Annotated in this window: 20 protein-coding genes and 1 riboswitch; of the genes, 10 read left to right on the top strand and 10 right to left on the bottom strand. The window is 47.1% G+C overall.

The genetic code is table 11. The features are described from left to right. Positions 1 to 375 precede the first annotated feature (375 nt). From thiS to NC796_RS21320, 6 genes are all read right to left on the bottom strand, one after another. Positions 376 to 579 carry a sulfur carrier protein ThiS gene (thiS, locus tag NC796_RS21345; protein ID WP_310687579.1) on the bottom strand — a complete coding sequence of 68 codons (204 nt, stop codon included), beginning with the start codon at positions 577 to 579 and terminating at the stop codon, positions 376 to 378. A 14-nt stretch (positions 580 to 593) separates the two neighbouring features. Continuing rightward, the gene (thiO, locus tag NC796_RS21340; RefSeq protein WP_310687577.1) at positions 594 to 1,718 is read right to left on the bottom strand and encodes a glycine oxidase ThiO; all 1,125 of its coding nucleotides are present in this window, start codon (positions 1,716 to 1,718) and stop codon (positions 594 to 596) included. A 62-nt stretch (positions 1,719 to 1,780) separates the two neighbouring features. Continuing rightward, positions 1,781 to 2,452, bottom strand: coding sequence for a thiaminase II (tenA, locus tag NC796_RS21335; protein WP_310687575.1), 672 nt, complete (start codon positions 2,450 to 2,452; stop codon positions 1,781 to 1,783). A gap of 76 nt (positions 2,453 to 2,528) precedes the next feature. Next, positions 2,529 to 3,362: a bifunctional hydroxymethylpyrimidine kinase/phosphomethylpyrimidine kinase gene (thiD, locus tag NC796_RS21330; protein WP_310687574.1), complete on the bottom strand. Its 834-nt coding sequence runs from the start codon at positions 3,360 to 3,362 to the stop codon at positions 2,529 to 2,531. Positions 3,363 to 3,412: 50 nt separating this feature from the next. Further along, positions 3,413 to 3,514: riboswitch (TPP riboswitch) on the bottom strand. Positions 3,515 to 3,651: 137 nt separating this feature from the next. Continuing rightward, positions 3,652 to 4,239 (bottom strand): thioredoxin domain-containing protein, encoded by a 588-nt coding sequence (locus NC796_RS21325; protein WP_310687572.1) that lies wholly within the window; start codon positions 4,237 to 4,239, stop codon positions 3,652 to 3,654. A 26-nt stretch (positions 4,240 to 4,265) separates the two neighbouring features. Next, positions 4,266 to 5,408: an IscS subfamily cysteine desulfurase gene (locus NC796_RS21320; RefSeq protein ID WP_310687571.1), complete on the bottom strand. Its 1,143-nt coding sequence runs from the start codon at positions 5,406 to 5,408 to the stop codon at positions 4,266 to 4,268. A 113-nt stretch (positions 5,409 to 5,521) separates the two neighbouring features. On the opposite strand from NC796_RS21320, the gene nadC reads away from it, so the two are divergent. The 3 genes from nadC (at position 5,522) to NC796_RS21305 (ending at position 8,484) form a co-directional block, all read left to right on the top strand. Further along, positions 5,522 to 6,352 carry a carboxylating nicotinate-nucleotide diphosphorylase gene (gene nadC / locus NC796_RS21315; RefSeq protein ID WP_310687570.1) on the top strand — a complete coding sequence of 277 codons (831 nt, stop codon included), beginning with the start codon at positions 5,522 to 5,524 and terminating at the stop codon, positions 6,350 to 6,352. A 126-nt stretch (positions 6,353 to 6,478) separates the two neighbouring features. Continuing rightward, on the top strand, positions 6,479 to 7,588 hold the full coding sequence (nadA, locus tag NC796_RS21310; RefSeq protein ID WP_310687569.1) for a quinolinate synthase NadA: 1,110 nt from the start codon (positions 6,479 to 6,481) through the stop codon (positions 7,586 to 7,588). 14 nt (positions 7,589 to 7,602) lie between these two features. Further along, entirely contained in the window at positions 7,603 to 8,484 is an 882-nt protein-coding gene (locus NC796_RS21305) for a YihY/virulence factor BrkB family protein (RefSeq protein ID WP_310687568.1), read from the top strand. A 218-nt stretch (positions 8,485 to 8,702) separates the two neighbouring features. Here NC796_RS21305 and NC796_RS21300 read toward each other — a convergent pair whose 3' ends face one another. Then, positions 8,703 to 9,902, bottom strand: a complete 1,200-nt coding sequence (locus tag NC796_RS21300; protein ID WP_310687566.1) for a hypothetical protein — start codon at positions 9,900 to 9,902, stop codon at positions 8,703 to 8,705. A gap of 592 nt (positions 9,903 to 10,494) precedes the next feature. Here NC796_RS21300 and NC796_RS21295 point away from each other — a divergent pair. The 5 genes from NC796_RS21295 (at position 10,495) to NC796_RS21275 (ending at position 18,553) form a co-directional block, all read left to right on the top strand. After that, on the top strand, positions 10,495 to 13,689 hold the full coding sequence (locus NC796_RS21295) for a SusC/RagA family TonB-linked outer membrane protein (RefSeq protein ID WP_310687565.1): 3,195 nt from the start codon (positions 10,495 to 10,497) through the stop codon (positions 13,687 to 13,689). Between the two features lie 32 nt (positions 13,690 to 13,721). Then, entirely contained in the window at positions 13,722 to 15,182 is a 1,461-nt protein-coding gene (locus tag NC796_RS21290) for a SusD/RagB family nutrient-binding outer membrane lipoprotein (protein ID WP_310687563.1), read from the top strand. A gap of 286 nt (positions 15,183 to 15,468) precedes the next feature. Further along, on the top strand, positions 15,469 to 17,511 hold the full coding sequence (locus NC796_RS21285; protein WP_310687562.1) for a hypothetical protein: 2,043 nt from the start codon (positions 15,469 to 15,471) through the stop codon (positions 17,509 to 17,511). 434 nt (positions 17,512 to 17,945) lie between these two features. After that, on the top strand, positions 17,946 to 18,167 hold the full coding sequence (locus NC796_RS21280) for an AbrB/MazE/SpoVT family DNA-binding domain-containing protein (RefSeq protein ID WP_310687560.1): 222 nt from the start codon (positions 17,946 to 17,948) through the stop codon (positions 18,165 to 18,167). After that, positions 18,164 to 18,553, top strand: coding sequence for a type II toxin-antitoxin system death-on-curing family toxin (locus tag NC796_RS21275; RefSeq protein WP_310687559.1), 390 nt, complete (start codon positions 18,164 to 18,166; stop codon positions 18,551 to 18,553). Before NC796_RS21280 ends, NC796_RS21275 begins: the two co-directional genes overlap by 4 nt. 515 nt (positions 18,554 to 19,068) lie before the next feature. Here the strand turns inward: NC796_RS21275 and NC796_RS21270 are convergent. After that, positions 19,069 to 20,832 (bottom strand): DUF2339 domain-containing protein, encoded by a 1,764-nt coding sequence (locus tag NC796_RS21270; RefSeq protein ID WP_310687558.1) that lies wholly within the window; start codon positions 20,830 to 20,832, stop codon positions 19,069 to 19,071. 332 nt (positions 20,833 to 21,164) lie between these two features. Between NC796_RS21270 and NC796_RS21265 the strand changes: the two genes are divergently transcribed. Continuing rightward, positions 21,165 to 22,178, top strand: a complete 1,014-nt coding sequence (locus NC796_RS21265; RefSeq protein WP_310687557.1) for a YhdH/YhfP family quinone oxidoreductase — start codon at positions 21,165 to 21,167, stop codon at positions 22,176 to 22,178. 13 nt (positions 22,179 to 22,191) lie between these two features. Here the strand turns inward: NC796_RS21265 and NC796_RS21260 are convergent, their stop codons facing one another. Beyond that, positions 22,192 to 22,632, bottom strand: coding sequence for a response regulator (locus NC796_RS21260; protein ID WP_310687555.1), 441 nt, complete (start codon positions 22,630 to 22,632; stop codon positions 22,192 to 22,194). 624 nt (positions 22,633 to 23,256) lie between these two features. On the opposite strand from NC796_RS21260, the gene NC796_RS21255 reads away from it, so the two are divergent. Continuing rightward, positions 23,257 to 23,556, top strand: a complete 300-nt coding sequence (locus NC796_RS21255; RefSeq protein WP_310687554.1) for an SOS response-associated peptidase family protein — start codon at positions 23,257 to 23,259, stop codon at positions 23,554 to 23,556. A 360-nt stretch (positions 23,557 to 23,916) separates the two neighbouring features. On the opposite strand, the gene NC796_RS21250 is transcribed toward NC796_RS21255, so the two are convergent. Continuing rightward, positions 23,917 to 24,451: histidine kinase dimerization/phosphoacceptor domain -containing protein (locus NC796_RS21250; RefSeq protein ID WP_310687553.1), on the bottom strand; the 535-nt coding region annotated here is incomplete at its 5' end.

Below are 24,451 nucleotides of genomic sequence, written 5' to 3'. Positions count from 1 at the left end.
AATCATTTTTGCCTGACGAGAAACTAGGAAAGGCAGACTATTAGCCCACCTTCAGACCTTAGACCTTCTAACTTCAATTAACGGTTCAACAATTCAATATCTCGGGAATCACAGATTTTTTCTTTACGCTCTGCACCGATCCCTTCCGGGCGGTCAACTTTACCAAGGCCGGAAGGCGGAGGCAGGTTTATTCGTATATGGCTTGTTTATAGCGAAGGATCATATTTAATTGCTTATCTAAAAACGGTATGTAGTGAACTTAAATGCCATTTTCCCCAAGATGGAGTAATTTTCCCAGACACTAATGATCCTGAATTCTTAATTCTTCATTCCTAATTCTTAATTCTTTATTCCTAATTCTTAATTCTTTATTCATCAACCGCCTTGCGTGGCACGAATGATCTCCACCCGGTCGTCTTCTTCCAGCTCCTGCTTATCCCATTTTGTTTTGGGGACAACAGAATCATTGAGGGCTACAGCTGTTCCTTTCCCTTCTTCTTCAACTTCGAATTGCCGGAGCAGTTCTTTAACGGTTTTAGCTTCGGTGTCAATTTTATCTCCATTCACGTGCAATTTCATAATGTTGTAATCTTTTATGCTTCCTGTCCAGTTTTTGAAAATCGTCCCGGCCGAAATGATTTTACAGCCTCGGCAATACTGTCATTCAATATCTCCTCCACTATAGAATAAACAGTCACAGGCGTCAACAGGATTCCGTGCCGGTAGTGCCCCGTGGCGTAATATAGTCCTTTCATTCTGGTTTGCCCGATAATGGGAGCATGGTCGCGACTGGCGGGGCGGAGTCCGGCGATGGTCTCAATTAGCGGCAGATCATATATTGAAGGAACCGCTTCCCAGGCTTCTTCCAAAAGCTCCTTTTGTCCTCCAGCCGTGGGCATTTTGTCAAATCCCTTCTCTTCACTGGTCGCTCCCAAACGGATCGTACCATCCTCTTTCGGAACCAGGTAGAACCGCGGAGAGCGAACAATGCCTTTCAGCTCGCAATCCGGTGTCTTTTGCATTGTTATAATTTGCCCCTTAACCGGCCGGATGGGCGGCTTGAGCTTATCGGGAATCCCTGATACCTGTCGCGACCAGCAGCCAGCCGCCAGTACAACTTTGTCGAACTGAAAGTTGGATGAGGGGGTGGATACGCCTTTAACAGCACCACCCGACCGGTGAATCTGTGTCACTTTGTTTTGCTCCAGCAACAAACCGCCGCACGAAGTAAAGGCCTCTTTCAGGCACTGCACAAGTGCACGATTATCGATCTGGGCGTCATCCGGCAGCCATACCGCAGAGACCACTTTTGGAGAAAGCAGGGGCTCGCGCTCACGGGCCTCGGTACCGGTGATCATCTCCACAGTGAGTGATAATTTTTCCCTGAAATCGTAAAGGCGTCTGAGGTGTTCGGTATCATCGCGGTCAACGCCTACCAGCATGGTACCACAACGGTCGATTTCGGGGACGTTTTCGGTATCTTCGGCAAGCTCATTAATAAATTTCGGGTATAAGCGCAGACTCTCCTGGCCAAGTTTCATCAGCTCGATCTCCTCAAACCCGACTTCGGCGTACGGGGCCAGCATACCTGCGGCGGCGTAGCTGGATTCCTGGCCGATGGTGCCTTTCTCAAATAGTGTCACTTCCGCACCACGCCGTAACAGCTGCCAGCCAATGCCGAGGCCGATAATACCTCCACCGATGATACCGATTTTCATGTTTTGAGGATCCTTATTCTTGAAGACACGAGCATCGTGTCTCTACATTTATCTACCTTCTACTAACTACCTTCCAATACTTCCTGCAGTGGCCACTGCTCTTTTTGGTACGCACTGTTCCAGAACATCCACTCCAGCTCGGTGGCTTTTATGAATGCCTGTTTCATCTCCTGGAGCCGTTCTTCCGACTCGTCGGCCGCCACATCATTCGTTATCGCTATAGCCCTGTTGACGCTCTCCTCGAACTCTTCCCCCGCGTAGGTATCGATCCAATCCTGGTAGGGGTTGTCATCAGCGGCATTTTTATAAATTTCCATGCCCACTTTGCGGTAAATCCAGAAGCAGGGCAACAGGGCGGCGATATTAACCGCATTATCTTTGGTAGCTGCCGTGGAAAGCAGAAAATTGGTATATGCAAAACAGGAGGGTGATTTTTCGGGATTCATTTCCGTGCCGTATTCCTCGTAAAAATTCTGGTGCAGCTGTTGCTCCACAACCACTGCTCGGCTGGCAAAATGGAGGAAGTCGTACATCTGCTTTGTGGAGTCGGACCGGATTCCGGCCAGCGATAACGCCCTGGAGAATTCGGCTAAATAGAGCGTATCCTGTTTTAGATAAAAAATAAATACATCTTCGGGTAGCGTGCCATTGGTCAGCTCCTTGATAAACGGGAGCTCAAGAATGGCATCATAAATATGTTCGATACTAGCCCAGAGTTCGTCGGTGAATTTCATTTATGAACTTTTTCAAATTATAAATTATGTGGCCATGTGCGACGCACTTCCGAAGTGCGTCGCACATAGTGTTTGTTTACTCCCACCACTGGTAGAAATGGTGCAGGGGACCGTGTCCGTTGCCAATGGAGTACTCGCTGCCTGACTCTATGGCCCCGGAGATATATTTTTTTGCGGATTGGACTGCCTCTGGTAATGGTTCACCTTTTGCTAGTCCTGCAGCAATAGCGGAGGACAATGTGCAACCGGTTCCGTGTGTGTTTTTTGTGTGAATTCGCTCAGCTTCATACCAATAGACATCCTTACCGTTCACATCCTTTTCCCCAAGCACCAGGCAGTCTATGCTTTTTTTATCACTAAAATGCCCGCCTTTCAGCAGCACTGAATCGGGCCCAAAATCAAGCAATTTACGGGCAGCCCCCTCCATCTGCGTCCGGTCGTCGATTTTAATATCCAGCAGTGTTTCCGCTTCCGGAAGGTTTGGAGTGATATTGGTACTAAGTGGGAAAAGCTGGGTCTTCAGGGTTTCAATCGCATCGTCCTGGATCAGTTTGGCCCCGCTTTTGGCCACCATTACGGGGTCCAGCACTACGTTTCCCACATTATGTGCAGCCAATCGGTCGGCAACGGCCTCCATAATTTCACTGTTGAACAGCATGCCGATTTTGACTGCGTCTACTCCGAGATCCTCAATAACGGTATCGATCTGCAGTGAGACGAAGTCAGGCGGCAGGGCGTGGATTCCGGTTACATCAGTAGTGTTCTGTGCCGTCAATGCTGCAAAAACAGACATTCCATAGCAACCCATGGCCGAAAAAGCTTTGAGGTCGGCCTGCACGCCGGCACCCCCACCGCTGTCGGATGTAGCGATCGTTAGCGCTCGGGCATATTGTTTTGATGGCTTACTCATAGGTCAAACAGCAGTGGATTTGATTATTTGCTGTTTACCGATAGAAGGGGAGAGTAATTCTGTCGTTTCCCTCCGCTGGTGCTAACCAGGTCAAGTGTTGAGGATGTTATCTCAGCCTTCCGAAATAATGGAAAGCACTCCTAACGACAAACAGCAGTCATTAAATGAACGAAATGATGTTACCTAAAAACTCAGGGCTTTGCAAGCTTTTGAAAAAGCGTAATTCGTAATGCGTAATGAGTAATTTTTTACTAGCTATTAAACGGAATAACGAGAACCTCACGCATCACTACGTGTCTTCCGGCATCTGGCTTTCTACAAGGGACTTAAACTGCTCATAGTTGCGAGGCAGCTGTTGCACCTGGATACCGTTGATAAAGAAACTTGGAGTAGAATTAACCCCCATGTTGACGCCTTCCTGTTTTTGCTCCATAACAGTTTTTTGCGTCTCACCGGAGTTCAGGTCGTTTTTGAACTGATCGAGGTCAAGTCCCAGTTCCTTGGCATACCCGACGAAAACTGACTGTGGGTTCCCCGAACTGGACCAGCTGTCTTGATTTTCGAATAACATATCGTGCATCGCCTTGAACTTTCCCTGGTTGCGGGCAGCCTCTGCAGCCCGGGCAGCTAATGCCGCAAACTGGTGGCTGTTCAGTGGGAAATAGCGGTATTCAACGGCAACTTTACTTCCCAGTTCTTGTTTCAATTTTTCAACAATGGGGTGGTAATATGCGCAAGCCGGACATTGATAATCGCTGAATTCAGTTATTACCACATCGGCTTTACTGCTGCTATTACTGCTTTGGGCATATGCTCCCATCACAGAAGCAGAAAGAATAACGATACTGAGTGAAAGAACTCGTAAAAATGTATGCATGGACCTGTATCTGGTGTTTAGATTCGTTAAAGCTTAATCATACTAAAATGCTTGGTCAACACTTTTTTCAAGATTTTAACAGCTTCTTGTATTTCCTGTTTCGTCGTCTCTTTACCTAACGAAACACGGATGAATTCTCGTACCTCCTGTTCATCGCGACCCAGTGCCACCATGCTGGACGCCGGTTTCTCGGAACCCACCGAGCATGCACTACCTGTTGAAATAGCCAATCCATGCCTGTTGCACTCAATCATGGCATACTGCCCCTCCATACCGTGGACCCGAAGTCCAATAATATTGGGAAGCCCTTCAGAGTCGCCCTCTATAGCAACATCAAATTCACTGTCGGCCATCAGTTTTATAAACTGGTTGCGCAGTTCTCGTTCGCGCTGCAGCTCTTCTTCCCGGATTTTAACAATATCGTTGGCAGCTGCCATAAACGCACCCACGCCGGGTACATTCACCGTTCCGGAAGCAAATCCTTTTTCCTGGGTGGTGCCGGGGATGACGGACTTCCAGCTCAGTGATGGATTGATGTAGGCAGCGCCCACCCCTTTGGGACCATAAATTTTGTGGGCTGAAATAGAGATCGCATCAAGGCCTGCTTTTTTTACATCCACCGGAATTTTGCCGAAAGTTTGCACGCAATCACTGTGAAAGAGGATCTCATGCTTATTCAGCAGCTCCCCAATCGTTCTCAAATCCTGTATGGTTCCGATTTCGGAGTTGCCGTGGTGCACCGATGCCAGGATCGTATCTCCCCGAATCATATTCTCAAGAGCATCCAGTTTGACCCGCCCTTTTTGATCCACCGGGATGTACTCCACTTCATATCCCTGCTCCTTCAGCATTGTGAATACATTTCGTACTGAGGAGTGTTCGCCGCGCGTTGTGAGCAGGTGACCTGAACCACTGGAATTGCCTTTAACGAGGGATTGAATCACCAATTCATTGGCATCACTGCCACCGGCGGTAAAATAGATCCCGCGAGATTCGGCATTGATTATGTTGCCAATGGTTTGCCGCGCCTGTTCCAGGATCTGCTGGGCGGTAGAGCCATAATCATGCAGGCTGCTGGCATTGCCGAAATGTTTCCGGGCCACCTCGCCGTACACTTCAAGTGCGTGATCACTCATCGGGGTCGTGGCCGCATAATCCAAATAAATCATCGGGCTTAGTTAACTCGTTGAAAATGCTTATTATTAAGGCTTAAATATAGGGAATTAACCTCAGAAAGAAACAAGTGAGCCGGCAGGCTTACGAAAAAGCCATATATTTTTGCGTGAATAAACTAAAGCTCCAGGACATTATTCGAGAAGCACTTGCTGAAGACCTCGGGTTTGGTGACCTGACCAGTGATTTTTTTCCGGGTGATCACAACTCAACCGGTATTTTTACTGCCAAGGCAGAGGGGGTGCTTGCCGGCCTCGATGTGATTACGGAAGTGTACCGCCAGCTGGATGACAGTGTGAACGTCGATCTTTATAAAGACGATGGAGATATCATCCAAAAAGGGGAGGAGATTGCCCGGGCGGAAGGCCCGACAGCCGCACTGCTGAATGGCGAACGCGTGATTTTAAACCTGCTGCAGCATATGAGTGGAATTGCCACGGGCACGAAACAGGCGGTGGAAGCGTTACACAGTGCTCATACCAGGATCTGTGATACGCGTAAAACGCTGCCGGGCCTGCGGATGCTGCAAAAATATGCCGTGCGCTGTGGCGGTGGATACAACCATCGGTATCGGCTGGATGACGGCGTAATGCTAAAAGATAACCATATCAAGGCGGCTGGAAGTATTGGAAATGCTGTTAAGAAATTGCGCAGTCAATTGGGACATATGGTCTCCATTGAAGTGGAAACGGAAACCCGGGATCAGGTGTTACAGGCTGTTGAATCGGGCGCTGAGATCGTTATGTTTGATAATAGAAGTCCGGAAGAGGTGGCGGAATTTGTAGAACTCGTTCCTGACCACGTTATCACGGAAGTCTCGGGCGGTATCACCATCGATACCATCGGAGATTATCGTGACAGCGGTGTAGATTATATTTCGATGGGTTCGCTGACTCATACGGTAACTGCACTCGATATTAGTTTTAATTTAAACCAGTAGAAAATATTGTTTATATCCTGAGAGAGGAAAGAGTTTAATATTTTTGGTTGGAGGGATGATATCTCTCACACCAACCCGTTACACTTGGGATTAAGACACAAAAGATCAGATAAAACGATCAGCACCATGGAAACGCTAGACTTTTTAAAACAAGATGAACAGGTAACCCTTCCCGAACGCTATCGTGAGATGGAGGAATCGCTCATGGTAGAACGCATCTGGGAGATCAAAGAGAAGTTTGGCAATCGTCTTTTTATGCCCGGCCACCATTACCAGAAAGATGAGGTAATGCAATTTGCCGATGCGCGGGGCGATTCGCTCAAGCTGGCTCAAATTTCGGCCCAAAACAAAGAGGCGGAGTACATCATCTTTTGTGGCGTGCATTTTATGGCCGAAACCGCCGATATGTTAACCGATGATCACCAAAAAGTTATTTTGCCGGATATGCGGGCGGGTTGTTCCATGGCTGATATGGCCGATATCGACCAGACCGAGCGTGGCTGGAAAGTGATGCAGGAGACATTCGGAGACACGATCCTGCCGCTGACCTATGTGAATTCCACAGCAGCTATTAAAGCGTTTGTCGGTCGACATGGTGGATCTACTACTACATCATCCAACGCTAAAAATATTATCCAGTGGGCGTTCAAACAGAAAGAACGTATTTTGTTCCTGCCCGATCAGCACCTGGGCCGAAATACTGCATATGACCTCGGCATCCCGCTTGAGCAGATGGCCGTTTGGGATCCCCAGGAAGAGGAGTTTGAATGCGAAGGTCCCATTGAGGAAGCACAGGTGATACTCTGGAAAGGGCATTGCTCTGTTCACGAGAAGTTCAATGTGAAGCATATCGAAAATCTGCGAAAGAAAGATCCCGATATCAATATCCTGGTGCATCCTGAGTGCACATTTGATGTGGTGCAGGCGTCCGATTACAACGGCTCCACAAGCTTTATTATCAACACCATTGAAAACGCGCCCGCCGGGAGCAAGTGGGCGATCGGTACGGAGATGAACCTGGTCAACCGTCTTGCCAATGAGTACCAGGACAAGGAGATCGTGTCGGTAAATCCATTTATGTGTCCCTGCCTGACGATGAATCGCATCGACATGGCACACTTGCTCTGGTCGCTCGAAAAGCTTGAAGAGGGCGAAGTGGTGAACCAGATTACTGTTGATGAAGAGACGACAAAGCCGGCGCTGCAGGCTCTGAACCGTATGCTTGAGCTTTCATGAGCTAAAAAAATTGCATGAACATACCTCCTTTTCTTGCAATATTCTGGAAGGCGGCAACGCGTTTTTTTGAGGATGATGCGACCACGCTGGCGGGTGCACTGGCTTTTACTACGCTTTTCGCCATCCCCCCGGTGTTGCTGATCATAATTACTCTGCTGGGGTATATATCAGGGGGTTATGCCGTTACCGCAGATATGTACGAGCAGATTACCAAGCTGTGGGGATCGCGGGCAGCACAGACAATACGAATGGCCGTCGACAATTATCAGTTGCTTCAGCAGGGGTTTATTACCTCCCTTTTGGGTATCGGCATTTTTCTTGTCGCTTCAAGCAGCTTTTTTGCGGTTATACAGCACTCCCTGAACCGCATTTGGAGAGTCAAGCCTATTCCTGAGAGCAATCTCTTTCACCTCGTGAAAATCCGGGCCCTGTCCTTTCTGCTGATTATTTTGCTTGTTTTTTTGCAGCTGGTTTCTGTCATGTTGGAATCTGTGCTAATCATACTGAGAGAAAAAATCAGCATCATAATCCCGCAAATTAACACGCCGCTGTTTGCTGCTACAGGCCTGGTCACCTCATTTCTGTTGATAACCCTGATATTGGCCACCATTTATAAGTTGCTGCCAGATGTGAAAATACGATGGCGTATCGTATGGGCAGGTGCTGCTTTTACCTCTCTGTTGTTTAGCCTGGGGAAATTGGTGATCGGTTTTGTACTTAGTCAAAGCAATCTCTACAGCCTGTACGGGGTCGCGGGATCAATACTGGTCGTTCTGCTGTGGGTGTATTACTCAGCACTGATCCTCTTTTATGGAGCCGAAGTTACGCAGCAGTTCGGTCATTACCGCGGATATCCGATAGAGCCGAAGCCGTATGCGGTGGCCGTTGAGGATTAGAGGTTATGGGCTGGAAGTTGGAAATTGGATATTGGAACTCGAATTCAAACATATTTCAAGTGTCATTTCGGATTCTGATCCGGGATCTCGCGGGGAACCGAACGCTGGTAAGGCTGGGTTAATTATGAAGGTCATATGACCTTGCCAGATCCTGATCCCGAAGGCTTTCGGAACAGGATGACACAACAGTTTGTTTAATCCGGCACACCTTAATTCAATTACTCCAGCCCAAAATATTGATCGGCAAAGTTCAGGAATTGCTCCCAGTCGTACCGTGTCAAATCGTGCTCTCCCTCACGTATATGATATCCAACGTGGGAAGTATGAACCGGGCTGTTAACCTCAGGCATTTCTTCATCCAAAGGGATTGGAATACCAAAAATCTCATCGAAAACGGTGGCACCGTGATAGAGCGATAGATATTCACCCCGGGGATCGGCCCACTGGTCTTCTGCGGCACTGGCCACATACACCGCACGTGGAGCAATGCAGGCGATGAGCATGTGCTGGTCTACCGGCAATGCAGACTCATTGTTGTTGTACTTTTCAAAATTGGGGGTAAACCAGTAGGGGAATGAGCTGTTGATCTGCTGGACGGTTTCCCCAAACCTGCGGCGTGACAGGGCTGCTCCACCCGCTCCCGATTCATTGGATATGGTGATAGCCCACCGCTGGTCCTGCGCCCCTGTCCACAAAGCGGTTTTCCCACCGCGCGAATGACCGATCACAATCGATCGATTTTCATCTATATCGGGAGCCCGTTCAAAATAGTCCATTGCCCGCATGGCACCCCATGCCCACGCAGAGATAGTTCGCATGCCATCCGGTTTATCCAGTTCTTCGGGATAGAGTTGCTCCAACAGATCCTCGGTATAGGTCTCTTTGTTATCATCGGCCAGGTCTTCAACATCAAAAACCGCAGCAACATACCCCCGGTCTACGATGTATTCAGCGGGCCAGAACTCTTTTTTGATCTCCCGGCTGATATCCATGTTATCAGGCCCCCGATGGTTGATGAGAAGGGTAACAGGGGCAGGAGAAGAGACATTATTCGGGATTAGAAGGTTTAAGACGAGATTTAGCTTTTGCCCATCACGGCTAATGGCAATTTCTACCTGCCGAGCGGTAGCTGCTCCATTCAGAGCGCTTTCTTCACTTATTTCCGTAAATGAAATTGTATCAAAATGATGCTGCATGTTGCCATATACATTCTCTGAAAACAAGTGCAAAATTTCAGGTCGACGCTGAAACTTCCACTCACTGATCGACTCCACGGCCGTTCCTTCGACCGTCTGCAACGGATCCGGCAGGGTATAGTTCGGAACGTTTGATTCATCATAGTTTGTATTTTCCTGGGCATGGGCAAGCTGGGCGGAAAACAGGCATAAAAGCAGTATGGTCCAGGGTATTAAATCCATATTCTGAATATTTATTTGAAAACTGTTTATATCAATAAACAAAATCCATTGCTCAAATAAACACTCAGGAAAATTAAATTGCCCGCTCTTTTTCTCTTCGTAAATCGTTATTTCTATTTAACCTACTTTCATTGAGAACCTTTATCTGAGCCAGTATTCACAGGAGAAATATTATTTTGTGTTAAATTATTTAGAAAATATAGGGATTAAAACACGCCTTATTTACCAATTTTACGTAAAATACTTTAAAAATTTAGTCTATTTAATATTTATGACTAATTAATTTTGATTATTTGAAAGAGAATACTCTATATTTGAGGCGTTAACAAAACTAGGACATAAAAATTAATGGAAGGATATGTAAACGATTAAATAAAACAGGTAGGAAAAATAAAAAGCTGGAAGTGTTGCAGCACTTCCAGCTTAATTAGCAGTATGGTCACTTATACAAGGTATGTATTGATCTTCTTCACAGAAGATTGTGCCCTTTCTGCATTTCTAAAATCTAACACTTTTTGTTATGAAAATAAATACGATTCTCCCATCCCAATCTCTCAAATCTCTTTTCTGTTTAATTGGAACGTTATGCTGTATGGCATTTACCTCCTTGGAGGCTCAGGCACAATCGAGTTCTGAGGAACGCACTATTACCGGAAATGTTGTTTCCGCAGATACTGAAGAACCCCTGCCGGGTGTCAATATCACGATTCAGGGCACTATGCAGGGCACAACAACTGATGGAGACGGCGCTTACTCCATTACGGTTTCAAGTGACGGTGCGGTTCTGGTTTTCTCCTTTATTGGCTATGTACGGCAAGAAATTCCAGTAGGTTCACAGGCATCGATAGATGTGGTCATGGAACTCAGCGAGCAGCAGTTGTCAGGTGTTGTGGTAACCGCACTCGGTGTTGAGCGCCAGGAAAAGTCACTGGGCTATTCCGTCCAAAAGGTGGAACCTGCCGACATGGCGGCCGCCCGGGAAACGAACTTTGTCAACAGCCTGCAGGGTTCCATTTCCGGGGCTCAAATGGCAAGTTCTCCCGGCACCATGGGCGGTTCTTCCAGGATACTGCTTCGCGGGATAAACTCCATTTCAGGAAATAACCAGCCCCTGTTCATTGTCGACGGTGTCCCGATAGATAACTCCAACTTCAATACCGAAACGACGCAGGCGGGCGAAGGTGGAGCCCCTGACTATGGCAATGCCGCCCAGGATATCAACCCAAATGATATCGAGTCGATCTCGGTATTGAAAGGGCCCAATGCTGCAGCCTTGTATGGATCGAGAGCAGCAAATGGTGCTATCCTGATTACCACAAAAGGCGGTGAGTCGCGCGAGGGCATCGGCATCGACTTCAGGTCGGGCATAACGGTTGAGATGCCGTACCTGTTCCCGGACTACCAAAACCAGTACGGCGGGGGGTACGTCCAGGAGTTTGACGTGTTTTCTTATGATCCCAGTATTCACCCGGCCAGTTATGCGGAGTTTGACGGGGATCTAATGGTGGACTATTCCTCTGATGAGAGCTGGGGCCCCCGAATGGAGGGGCAGATGGTACGCCACTGGGACAGCTGGTATCCAGACGATGAAAGCTTTGGTGAGCTGAGACCATTTGTTGCACATCCAGATAACGTGGAAAACTTTTTCCAGAATGCAGCTAAACTTTCAAACAGCATCTCATTTTATGGTGGCAATGAAAAGGCAACTTATCGTGCTACCTACTCAAATCTTGACCAGCGGGGAACGCTCCCAAACAGCGGAATGACCAGGCACAATATTGGTCTGACCGGAACACTTGATTTGACGGAAAAGCTGCAGATCTCTTCCAAGATCAACTACATTAACAACAATGCGCACGGCCGTGCTTCGGTTGGTGATTACACCAGCACAGGACGAATGGGCGTGATGTCCTCCTTTAATACCTGGTTTGAACGCCAGCTCGATATGAATCGCCTGAGGGACTATAAGGCGGAGGATGGCTCCTTTAAACACTGGAATATTTCCAGTCCCACGAACCTTGATCCATTCTACTGGGTGAGTCCATATTTCGAGGTTTATGAAAATACAAACAACGACAGCCGAGAGCGAGTGTATGGTTTTCTCTCTGTATCATATAACATCCTCGAGAACTTAACCGTTACCGGTTGGGCACGCTCCGATTTTTACAACGATCGCCGTGAGCGACGTGTGGCTGAGGGACACGTAAACACCAGTATGTACAGCCAGGATATCATCTCCAAAAGGGAAGATAATTTCCAGCTTTTGGCGGAATACAACGATGATTTTGGCGACTTTACAGTTGGTGCAACATTTGGCAGCAACGTTCGAAACGAACGTTTGCTCCACGAACAATTGGAAACCGTTGGTGGGCTGACCGTCCCAAATTATTACAACGGTGAAGCATCTGTAGATCGTCCCATCCTTGATGATTACGAGGAAGAGGTCTTGGTTTACGGGATTTTTGGAAGTGCCAACCTGGGATATAAAGAGACTATATTCCTGGACGCTTCCCTGAGAAACGACTGGTCGTCAACCCTTCCGGTCAACAACAACTCTTACCTGTATCCATCAGTTTCCTCCAGCCTTGTATTCACAGAGTTACTCCCGGCCAACAACTTCCTGAGTTATGGTAAGCTGCGTGTTGGCTGGGCACAGGTCGGTAACGCCACTGGTCCCTACAGACTGGCTGGTTATTACGAACCCCAAACTGGGTATGGAAGCACGCCTACATTCAACGTTCCCAATATCCTTAACAACTCCGAGCTGAAACCTGAGATTACCACTTCCATTGAATTGGGAGCAAGCCTGCAGTTTTTCAATGGACTCGTTGGGCTGGATGCAACGGTCTACCGGATGAAATCGACCAACCAGATTGTTGACCTGGCGGTTTCCAGCACCAGTGGATACTCCGCTGCTATTATCAATGCCGGGGAAATAAGGAATGAAGGTATTGAGGTATCCCTGGATGGATTCGTTATAAGTAATCCCAACGGGTTCAGCTGGAACCTGGGATTGAACTGGGCGAAAAACCAGAACAAAGTTGTTGAACTTGCCCAGGGACAAGACAACTACCAGCTTGTGGATGCAAGTTCTGGTAATGGCGTCTCACTTAATGCACGCGTTGGCGAACCATACGGCACGCTCATCGGCGATGGAATTGCCACGGACGAAAATGGCCAGAAGTTGGTTGATGAAAACGGGTTATACGTGCGAGAGCCAAACAAGGTCCTCGGTAATGTTCTGGCCGACTTTACCGGGGGCATCCAGAACACCTTCAGGTATAAGGGCCTGAGTATAGGCGCTTTGGTCGATTACCAGGTGGGTGGGGACATATTTTCCGTAACTAGTGCCACGGGTATGTATGCCGGCCTGCTACAGGAGACTGTGGGCTTAAACGATAAGGGAAATCCCATCAGGAACCCGGTTAGTGAAGGCGGAGGTATGAAGCTGGAGGGCGTCAAACAGAATGGCGAAGCCAATGATATCTACGTCGAAGCGATCGATTACTTTAAGAACATGTTTGACGGAGAGCATATCTACGATGCAAGCTTCGTCAAGCTGCGGCAGGTAAGCATAAGTTATGACCTGCCCCAAACGTGGTTCAATAATCTTCCTGTTCAAAACCTTTCACTGGGTGTGGTTGGCAGAAACCTGTGGATTATTCACAAAAATATCCCGCATGTCGATCCCGAAACAGCGATGGGATCCGGCAATATCCAGGGTTATGAAGCAGCACAACTGCCGACTCCCCGTTCCATCGGTTTCAACCTTGAAGCCTCATTTTAAATCGCTAATCGATAGTACAAGAATCTGAAACTATGAAGAAACCAACCAAAGCTCTGTCTTTTATTGTAGCTACGCTACTCTTCGTTGGTTGTTATGACCAATTTGAGGAGATAAACACTGACCCCAACAACCCGACGCAGGTGCCGACATCGTACCTGCTGTCTAATGCAGAACGAGAACTGGTGGAGGAAATCCTCGGCCTCGATGCAAGCTCCGGTCACACGGGGTGGGCCATACAATACGTACAGTATTGGTCAAATACGCTGTATACACAGACAACCCGCTACCAGGATGTGGAAGAAGACTGGAGTGATTTCTACAACGGCGGCCTGGCCGACCTCGAGGAGATCATCAGGCTCAATTCCAATCCAGAGACCCAGGTGGAAGCCAGTCAGTACGGCAGTAACAATAATCAAATTGCAGTTGCCGAGATACTGCAGGTCTGGGGATTTCAAAATGTCACGGATATATGGGGAGACATTCCCTTTACCGAGGCTTTGAAGGCTAGTGAGAACTTTTCTCCCGCATACGATCCGCAGGAGCTCGTCTACGATGGACTCATCGCCCAGCTTAATGATGCACTCTCTAAGGTAGAAGAGGAGGGAAGATCACCTGAGGGTGATCTCATCTTTTCGGGCGATATGACGAAGTGGAAAATATTTGCCAACTCGCTGAAGCTGCGTATCGGCATGCGGCTGTCGGAGGTAAATCCGACAAAAGCTGAGAACATCGTAAGTGAAGCTGTAAGTGGCGGAGTCATTGGTTCAATTGATGAGAATGTGTACTTCCCCTACCTGCAATCAGCGCCCAACTTCAATCCCTGGTTTCACGAGGCGTATGTCGAAGGTGGAAGCTTTAACCTGGCTATGACCAATACCGCTATCGATAAGCTCAAAACATACAACGATCCGCGCCTGTATGTGTATGCCGCTCCCTCTGTTGATGGGGGAGAATATACCGGCATTCCCTATGGGGTGGAGTCGGGGGTCGCCTCTGCGTACGATAATGCCGAAGTCTCCTTCCACACAGACGAGGTGTATTATTCACCCGGCCGAATCATGACATACTCCGAAGTGCTGCTCCTGCAGGCCGAAGCGGCCGAACGCAACTGGATCAGCGGTGATCCGGCAACGCTATATGAGGATGGCATCCGGGCCAGCATGGAGGAGTGGAATGTGCCGGACACCCTCGATGTCGATGCCTACCTGCAGCAGGAAATGGTGGCTTATGACCCGGGTGCTTACCGCGAAAAAATTGGGAACCAGCTGTGGTTCGCCCTCTACATGCAGCCACTGGAAACGTGGGCACAGTGGAGGCGACTGGACTATCCCGACCTGCAACCGGCACCAGATGCATTCCGCGATCGAGATATTCCCCGCAGAAGAGGGTATCCCAATAGCGAGAGCGACCTGAACATGGAAAACTATAACGCCGCTGTCGAACGGCAGGGGCCTGACGAGATGTCTACCCGCATGTGGTGGGACGTGGAATAACCCCGCATTTCTCACAAATATTTCGTGACATGTAAGCGTAAGCTACTGTTAATCATAGGTTAAACCAATATCTCAATGTGAAATTAATACCCGGTGAGAAATACGGGGGGCAAAGATTCAAACTTACAACAAAACTGATGTGGTTAGATATAGAATTGAACGTAATAGAGAAGCTTAATCACTTGCGGGAGAATTAATGCCCGCGCTATGGACAGGCACGATCGATTCTACTCTTTAACCGCCAACATTTTTCAACCAATCAAACGCCTAACAACCAATGCATACCATGAAAAAAAGCACGATTTATCATCCCGTAATCACAATCCTTCTCATTTTAATCAGTGTTAATTATACCTATGCACAAGAAACCTATAAACATCCGCTTGACCCGCTCAATGCTGAAGAGCTTAACATCGTCCGTTCGGTCCTTGAGGACGCTGGCAAGGTAGATTCCGAACGAATAGAGAACCACGAGGTGGCCTTTGGCATGATCTTTCTAAATGAACCGGATAAACAGGAAGTCCTGGCCTACGAGGAGGGCGATGATTTCACCCGAGAGGCCTTTGCTTCCATTTATGATTACCCGGAGAACAGGATCTATGAGGCAATCGTCGATGTGACTAATGAAGAGCTGGTTTCATATACGCCGGTGCCCGGGAAGCAACCGGTAGGTACCTTTGAGATGGACTCCATCTCAACCGAGATAGCCAAACGGGACCCTCGAATCCAGCGGGCTCTGAAAAGGCGGGGCGTCGACATCGACAAGGTTGAGTTCGGTGGCAACAATGCTGCTGACATGAGCATTAACAGGAAAGGCAATCGAGAGGAAATTGTATCCGTCTCCTTCAAGGATACACGGGTAGGCATTCGCGGATTATACGCCCATGTGGACCTGACTGATCGAAGAGTCCTGAAAGTTGTCGATGAGGGCGAAGGTTTCAGCGAAGAGTCTGACCTGAAGTATTTTGATCCGGACAGCCTGGAATCCTCGCTGCCCGTATTGAACCCCGTTATCATTGATCAACCCTACGGTATGAACTATACTATACGGGGCCACCAGGTGTCTACCCCGTACTGGAAATTCAGGTACGGTATCCATAACCGGGAGGGGTTGGTCATCTATGATGTGCAGTATTTTGATCCCTTCAAGAAGGATTGGCGCTACATCATGTATCGCGGCTCCATCGCTGAAATGGTGGTGAACTACGGTTCCCCGGAACTGGAAGAAGCCTCAAACAACTACTTTGACCAGGGTGAATTCCGGTTCTTCCAGGAGAAAAACAGACCGCTCAATGCCGGTGCCGATGCTCCTGAAAATGCTACGTACATAGATGCGGTAGTGCATGATGATAAGGCAAATCCCGTGGTGATAGACAGTGCAGTGGCTATCTTTGAAGGGTACGGCGGGGCGCTCTGGCGACACGGGAAAGTGGGCCGAAGAGCGACTGATCTATCGATTAAATACTACATCAAGGCCGGCAACTACGATTATGGATTCGAGTGGATCTTTAAGGAGGACGGCACTATCCAGGTGAATAATGAACTGCAGGGGATCGTGCATATCCACAGTGTGGACCGCAAGGACGACCGGTCGTTCCCGGAGGACGAGCATTATAACGGTTCTCCCTACGGCGTGATGGTGCATCCCAATGTGGAGGCAAACAACCACCAGCACTGGCACGTGTGGCGCCTTGACCTGGATGTGGACGGTCTCAATAATACGGTGGCTGAATTAAATAACATCGCTGTACCACCGGGCCCCAAAAACCCATATCGCAATGCGGTTGTTGCTCAAAAAGAGATTTTTGAAACCGAGCATGAGGCGATGCGGGATTCCTACGCACCGAGCAGCAGGCGCTGGAAGGTATTGAATGACGACAAGGAGGGCGGAAAGTACGGTCACAATCCCAGTTACGTGCTCATACCCAAGAAAGGGACGGTGCCCCTCGCTCTCGAAGGTTCTTCGCTTTCCAACCGGGCACAGGTGTTATGGCATCATTTGTGGGTAACGCCTTACCAAAAGGATGAGATCTACCCGGCCGGCATGTACCCGCCGAGCGACCAGCAGTTTGCCGGCCTCCCGGAGTGGACGAAGGGCAATCGTGATATCAAGGACAAGGATGTTGTGCTCTGGTACGTCATGGGCAAATCCCACATCGTGCGTCCCGAGGACTGGCCGATCATGAACCACGCGTCGATGTCATTCAAGCTGACCCCGTGGGCGTTTTTTGAATCAAATCCCGTGTGGGGCAAACCACCGGTTCATGAAAAAATCCTGGAAAAGATGAAGCCAAAGAAAGAAGACCTGCAGGCCTCACAGAATAAATAAATTTATTCGTCCCCTGCGTTTAGTGGCAGGGGACTTACTCCTCCCGTGTGATAGATGTTGAAGTGTTGGTCAAAAGGTCGAAGGTTCTGAAAGTCAAAGGTCAGAAGGTTGAAAGGTGTTGAGTTGCTGAATTATTGAATAAAAAGTCAAAAGTTAAAGGTATGCTTTAATCCGCCTACCGGCGGATTTTCTTGATATGTGATTGGTGCAGCTATCAGCCGGCGGATGCCACACATGGTTGAATACTGCCCTCAGGTGCAACCACCGAAAACGTAATCGAATCAGAAAGCCGAGGTAAAAATTTGCATTGCGAAATTCGTCCTACTTTAATGCGCGGCCTTGGGTAAACAGTAATATTTTGTGAACTTTGGCGTTGGAAAATTGAATAATTAATTATAACATTGTTATAACAATAATTTAGAAAAGAACCTGCCATGGAAACAAAAATTAGGAAGATTGGAAATAGCTTAGGAGTTACTCTTCCGAAGCAATTGATTGAAGAACTTCACCTCAAAAGTGGAGATAAATTAACCATTGAAAAAAATGGACCTAATTTAGTACTCAAGCCTGTGGATCCAGAGTTCGAAGAATGGGCAGAAGCATATCGTCAGGCAAATACAGATTATAAGGAGGTATTGAAAGAACTGGCGAAATGATAAAGTTCTTAGATAAAAAGACTATTCTGGCTTTTCATCAGGATCAAGTAAAAATTTATGGCGGCAAACAAGGAGTTCGGGATGAAGCATTATTAGAATCAGCACTTGCTCAACCACAAGCAAGTTTTGAAGGAGAATATGTCCATAGCAGTATTTTTGAGATGGCTGCTGCCTATGGATTTCATATTTGTAAGAATCATCCATTCTTTGATGGAAACAAAAGAACAGCATTGGTTGCGGTTTATACCTTTCTTTACGTAAATGGCTATCGTTTACAAGCAGACAAAAAAAACCTTTATGCTGTGATCATTGATTTAGCAGGTGGGAATTTTGAAAAAGAGGAGTTAGCTGAATTCTTGGAAGAAAATACCAAAGAGAGAAAGTAGCGGGAGTTTGTAGCTTCGTTTTCCTAACGACTTGGTGCTTAAGGGGTATGCAAAATTGTGTTAGACTTGCTATAAAATGTACTACGATAACTTAAAATAGAAAGTGGAGCCAAACGGTGAGCTACCACCTTGGAGGAATCTGACTAAATCACCGTTTAAAGCCTCTAAAAGGTATATGTTTAAAATCCTACAGGGTTCAGCGAAGAAACCCTATAGGGTTAAACATCTGAACTCCATAGGGTTTATTGTCCGGACCCTATAGGGCTAAACATCAAAATCCTATGGGGTTAATTCAATCAACCCTACAGGGTTAATCCTCTTAGCCCTATAGGGATAAGAGGCTATAACGTATTTACCGGTTGAATTTTAGAGCTGCTATACGGTCTCTGCGCGATCTGCGTAATCAGCGGGAGAACGACAGGCCCCGCAGATTATCTGGTACATCCATCTTTATAGGACGCCTGTGAAGATGACTAACCGGAAACGCGATAACTATAGTAATGATCGTATCATAACTAATCTGTGTCGCCCCATTTTTGATGCAGCAGATAGCTCACCACCAGGAATACCACTCCAAAACCTATGAACAGCAGAATTCGCAGCAGCGTGCTGATCTGTGAAAGGTCAACCAAAAAGAGCTTGCCTACCACAAGTAGTATTGTGAGCATCCCCAAGAACCTGATGCGGCTGCTATTGCGGTAAAATCCGAGAAATAAGATCAAGAGCGCATAGATGCCCCATGCTATGGTAACATAGGCCTGGCCGTCCTGCAGGATCAGAAGTTCATTCAAAAACCAGCCGAGCAGACCGATATGTGCCGCCAGTCGGTAGATGGCGATGATATTGCGGTCCCGGGAATCAAGATAGCGGGGAACCATGATGCCGGCTATCCCGATAATAAAGAGTTCTGTGAGTGCATCCAGGTTCAGGAGGGCGAGATCGGCGGTGGAGGGCGTCATCAATCGATCCAGCATCCAGAGTGCCAGGAACCCGAACAGGACGTGTGAAGAGAGGGCGATATTCTGGTCGCCGGTTTTGGCTGAGATGATGCGCAGGCAGAGCGCCTCCAGCGTTAGGGAGATCAGAAGTACTTCTCCTTCCAGCAGCAGGAAAAGAGAGATGGTGATCATGATAAGAGCCGAGAACCCGTGCACCAGCGATAGTTTTTGCAGGCCTTCTTTGCGTAGTGGCAGGTAGCTGTACCCCAGGATAAGGGAGCTGATCAAAGCTATGACCCCCCAAACCCGGTTTCCAATTGACCAGACGGAATATGAGTAGAAAAGCAATAGTACGGGGATGACTACGGAGAGCAGCTGCACGTGGACGTGGGCCACAAATTTCTTTGGTTCAGTTCCAGGTTTATGCCGGGGACCGTCGGACCAGCGGGAAGGGTTTTTAGCCGTCAGTACCTCGCGAACAACGGGGATGATCCAGAAAATGCCGGCAGAAAACAGGGCGCCCAGCTGGAGTGTCCACTTGTCGGCCAGTGTAGGCTCCAGCACATTATAAATATTATTTGCCCACCCCACCATCAATACCAGCCAGCCGCCGATGATGGTGGTCCAAAGCAGCGGTTTCCACGCTTTTAAGAGGTATAGCGCCCCGGAGCCACTTAAAATAAGGCAGGTATAAAGAATGAGCATTTGCAAGGAGCCGTCACCGGAATAAAGCATGAATGGAGTGCCGAGTCCCCCGGCTGTGCCGAGTACGGAAAGTATCATTTCATTGTGCTGTGATGCCAGGTAGAGGGACAGCAACGTAACCCCAACCATGAAAATCCAAACTATCTGTGGGGAGATGAAGGAATAGAGCTGGAACGTGGCAAACCCGGTGATGTAAAATGATGCGATTCCCCCGCCCAACAGAATTTGGCGCTGGGTGGTCCCTTTTACAGAAGCGAATCCACTACCAAGCAGACCAAACCCGATCGCCAGTCCAAAAGCACTTCGTATGGGTGGAATCAGCCAGCCCTGGTCGATAGAATACTTGAACAAGAAAGCCACCCCCAAGAGCAGGAGGGAAATGCCCAGCCAATTGAGCCAGTTTTTCCCGAGTGTTGTTTCATCGGGTAGCCATCGGCTCGGTTTTTCAGAAGATGCAGGATCCTCTTTTATATGGACTTTCGGTTCTTCAGCATGTTCCCCCGGCTCTGGAGTGGAGTTATCGCTGCGGCCCGGTGCTGTTTTATTATGGGACAGCAGGCGTTCCAGGGCTGCAACTTTCTGCTCCAGACGGGCAATACGCTTTTCCAGGTTTTCTTGTTGATTCTCCTTTGCCATGAAAGGGGCTTATAATTTTTTAAAACGACACACTCCTTTATCAACCGCTATCCCAATAGCCTAACAAATATAACATCTGCAGCCATCTTTTCTAGAAAAACAGGAATATAAGAAATGTTTCTGGCTGGTTGATACCACAGCATGGATTCCTTGTTTTAGTGTAATTGGGATAAGAATTCATATGACAAGTTGTTAATTTATGGACAAAATGTTGTTTTATTGAGCATAGGTGACTTGAAATCGGTATAGGGAAAAGATTCTGCCGTGACCACTAATTCCGGGTTATGAGACAGCTTATGATTAATTATAAAGCCAATTAAATCATTAAGTCGATGAGTAATCGTATTTATGAGGCGTATGTAGTGCATGAGAATGACCAGGGAAAGTACAAGGGTAATATTGAAAAGAAACGCGTGGATGATCTGCCCAAACATGGGGTGTTGATCCGTGTTTTTTACTCTTCTCTGAATTATAAAGATGCCCTGTCTGCCACCGGTCACAAGGGCATCACCAACTCTTATCCCCATATCCCTGGCATCGATGCGGCGGGCGTCATTGAGCACAGTGACGATCGCCGGTTTAAGGAGGGGCAAAACGTAATTGTGACAAGTTTTGGCCTGGGAGAAAACACACCCGGTGGATATGGGCAGTATATCCGCGTGCCGGGCGACTGGTTGGTCCCGATGCCTGAGGGGCTGACACCATTTGAAAGCATGGTTATTGGCACGGCAGGGTTTACTGCAGCACTGGGCGTTTACAAGTTACGGCAGAATGATGTCTTCCCCGAGGACGGACCAATTCTTGTGACTGGGGCAACCGGCGGGGTGGGGAGCCTGGCCGTGGCAATTTTGGGACGCCTGGGATATAACATAACAGCGGCAACGGGCAAGCTTCAAAAGAAAGATTATTTGATGATGCTTGGAGCCCGGGATGTTATCCATCGTGACAAGGTTAAGGGACAATCCTCAAAGCCGCTGCTTCAGAGCCGGTGGGCCGGCGTGGTGGATACGGTGGGCGGTTCCATACTTGACACCGCCATCAGGCAGACCAAGCCAAACGGCGCTGTAACCTGCTGCGGGAACATACTGGGGGCAGAGCTGAATACGAATATCTACCCGTTTATTCTTCGTGGTGTAAGCCTGATAGGGCTGGATTCCGGGCGCTGCCTGATGCCGTTGCGCAAAAGAATCTGGAGGCTATTGGCCAATGAATGGAAGCCTACCATGCTGGAACAGATAGCACAGGAGGTTTCCCTTTCAGAATTGGATGGAGAGATAAAAAAAATCCTTCGCGGCGATCAAGCCGGAAGGATTGTGGTAAACCTTAACATAAATGCACAATCTTAAGCCGTGTAGTAGATTAGTTGGCTAATTTATGTGTATTTAGGTTTTTGATGCTTCTTTTTGGGGTCTTTGAATTCTTGTTGTTCTTGCTAAATACCCGATCAAGAGGCGCTGCCAGATCACTGCTGGAGACCGGTTTTACCAGGTAATCCGTGAACTGTGTTTGCTTCGCTCGCTCATAATTATACCTGTCTGAATTACCCGACAAATAAATGACCGGCACATCTGATATTTCCCTGATCTCCTGCATGGCCTGTATGCCATCCATTTCACCTTTTAATACAATGTCCATCAGAATAAGATCAGGTTTTAATTCCATGAACTTTTCTACTGCCTCTTCACCAGTGCCTGTCTTGCCCACTACCTGATGACCTAATTTTTCGATGAGTCGCTCTTCCACCAGTGAAAGCAGCATATCGTCTTCAACAATGAGAATCTTTTTTGGGGTATCCTTCATATCAATAACACTTTTAGATTGTACCTGCCAGCCTGCAACCAACTTTGCATCCGTTAAATCTTCTTAATTTTAAAGTATTAAAAAAAATTAATGTTACAAAGCCCATTGCGAAACTTCTTGTTAAAATTGTGCAGATTTATTAAAAAAGCGGATCGAGATGGCCTTGCGGTGTTATATCTTGAGGCTCCAATGCAGCTTAGTTCTTGGAATCCTTAAAATTGAGTGGAAAGGGTAAACTCAAAAAAGAGGTAGATTGGCATGTACAGAATTAAAAAACCCGGCCACAGACAAGTGGCCGGGGCACACTCTCATCAGATGAATATAATCTTATTGAAATCTTTTGCTTACACCCCAAATGGACAGAGCATAAATTAATATGATCAGGCAGATGGAAAGCCAAAAGTATTGTAGCGGGGTTAGTTCCATCTCTCTTTTATTTTTGGATCGTCTAACCGACCGTTATTTGTGTCGTCTGTAGATAATACAATGGCAATATGTTAACTCCGACAATAACCTGCTTGATTATTAGAGAGACCTAATGAACTTAGGTGAGTTCTAATGGTGGGATTTGTAGTGGATGAGCTAAGATGCCCGGGATGATAAACTCTTAAGTAAAAGGGGAATGTGGAAAATTATTTTGAGACTCAGCGGTGCATCATTCCTGTTGCAGGCTTTTATGAACACCATACTCTGAAAGACGATATTTCAATTGAAGGGGGTAAGAAACCAACCAATAAAGTCCCTTACCGCATTAGTCTGAAATCTGCAGAAGTATTTGGTTTTGCTGGAATGTGGAACAAGTGGACCGATCCAGAGACGAGAGAGGTAATCTTAAGCCATGCGATCATTACCACAGATCCCAATAAATCAGTGGGAAAAATCCACAACTCTAAACAACGTATGGCAACCATACTCCCGGAGTGATCAATTCCTTTCCCCAGCAATACCACCTCTCGATTTAATTCATGTACTCTCAAGATAAATTATTATAAACAATCTTTTAATAGTCATGGAAGGCAGGTAAAAGCCCCGACCCTATCAAGCGATCGAGGCTTGAATATAGGGATTATAATGGGAGGGATTAGTCCTTAATAAAGGACCCATTAATATTTAAATGTAAATTGTGGAAAACGAGTTCCTTGATGAATAAAAACAGTGTTAATCTAGAAGGGGTGGATATAACACTAAACGAAACGGAGCCAGTTGTTCATCATGAGCATAATGGCTATGCTATACACTTATGGTTTTTCAAGTAATAATTTCATGTTGAAGCCTAAGTTTGGGTCAAATATTGCTTGATGAACCTAGTTTTTTCTTCTTTTTGAATTGGATATTGATCAAATCGGTTTTATCTAGTTTGTCGAATTTCACGGTAGCTCCAAGCTGCCTGCTAAGTACTTCGATAAGTGTTGCTGGTAAATGCTTCTCTTTCTGTGTAATCTTATCCTTTACTGCCTCATTGAATTGATGAATATAAAATTTAAATTTCACCTCATTTTGTTTATCCATCTCAAGTGATAGCTTCACACTTTCACAGGTAATATGTCCATTTCCATTTCGTAATCTCGATAATATTTCGTTGAGCATTAAGCCCAGCGGTACCGCCTGGTTAATATTAAGATCCAATGAATTAAGTTGAAGTTTGACTTTAGGGTGGCCATTCTGATCCTTATTGGAGGACAAAATACCAAGCAGTCGTTTGACAAACTCATGGAACGGAATTTTTTTTAGGCTTTGCTGCTGATAGAGTATCTCGTGAATTTCAGCAATAGTAAAAATTCGGTTTCGGGTTGTTTCGAGTGAAGTGATCTCCAGATGA

The organism is Aliifodinibius sp. S!AR15-10 (genome assembly GCF_031569985.1).
In the GTDB taxonomy this organism is placed as follows: domain Bacteria; phylum Bacteroidota; class Rhodothermia; order Balneolales; family Balneolaceae; genus JAMQKA01.
The sequence above is the reverse complement of the archived record's forward strand: the minus strand, read 5'-3'. Positions and strand labels throughout refer to the sequence as shown.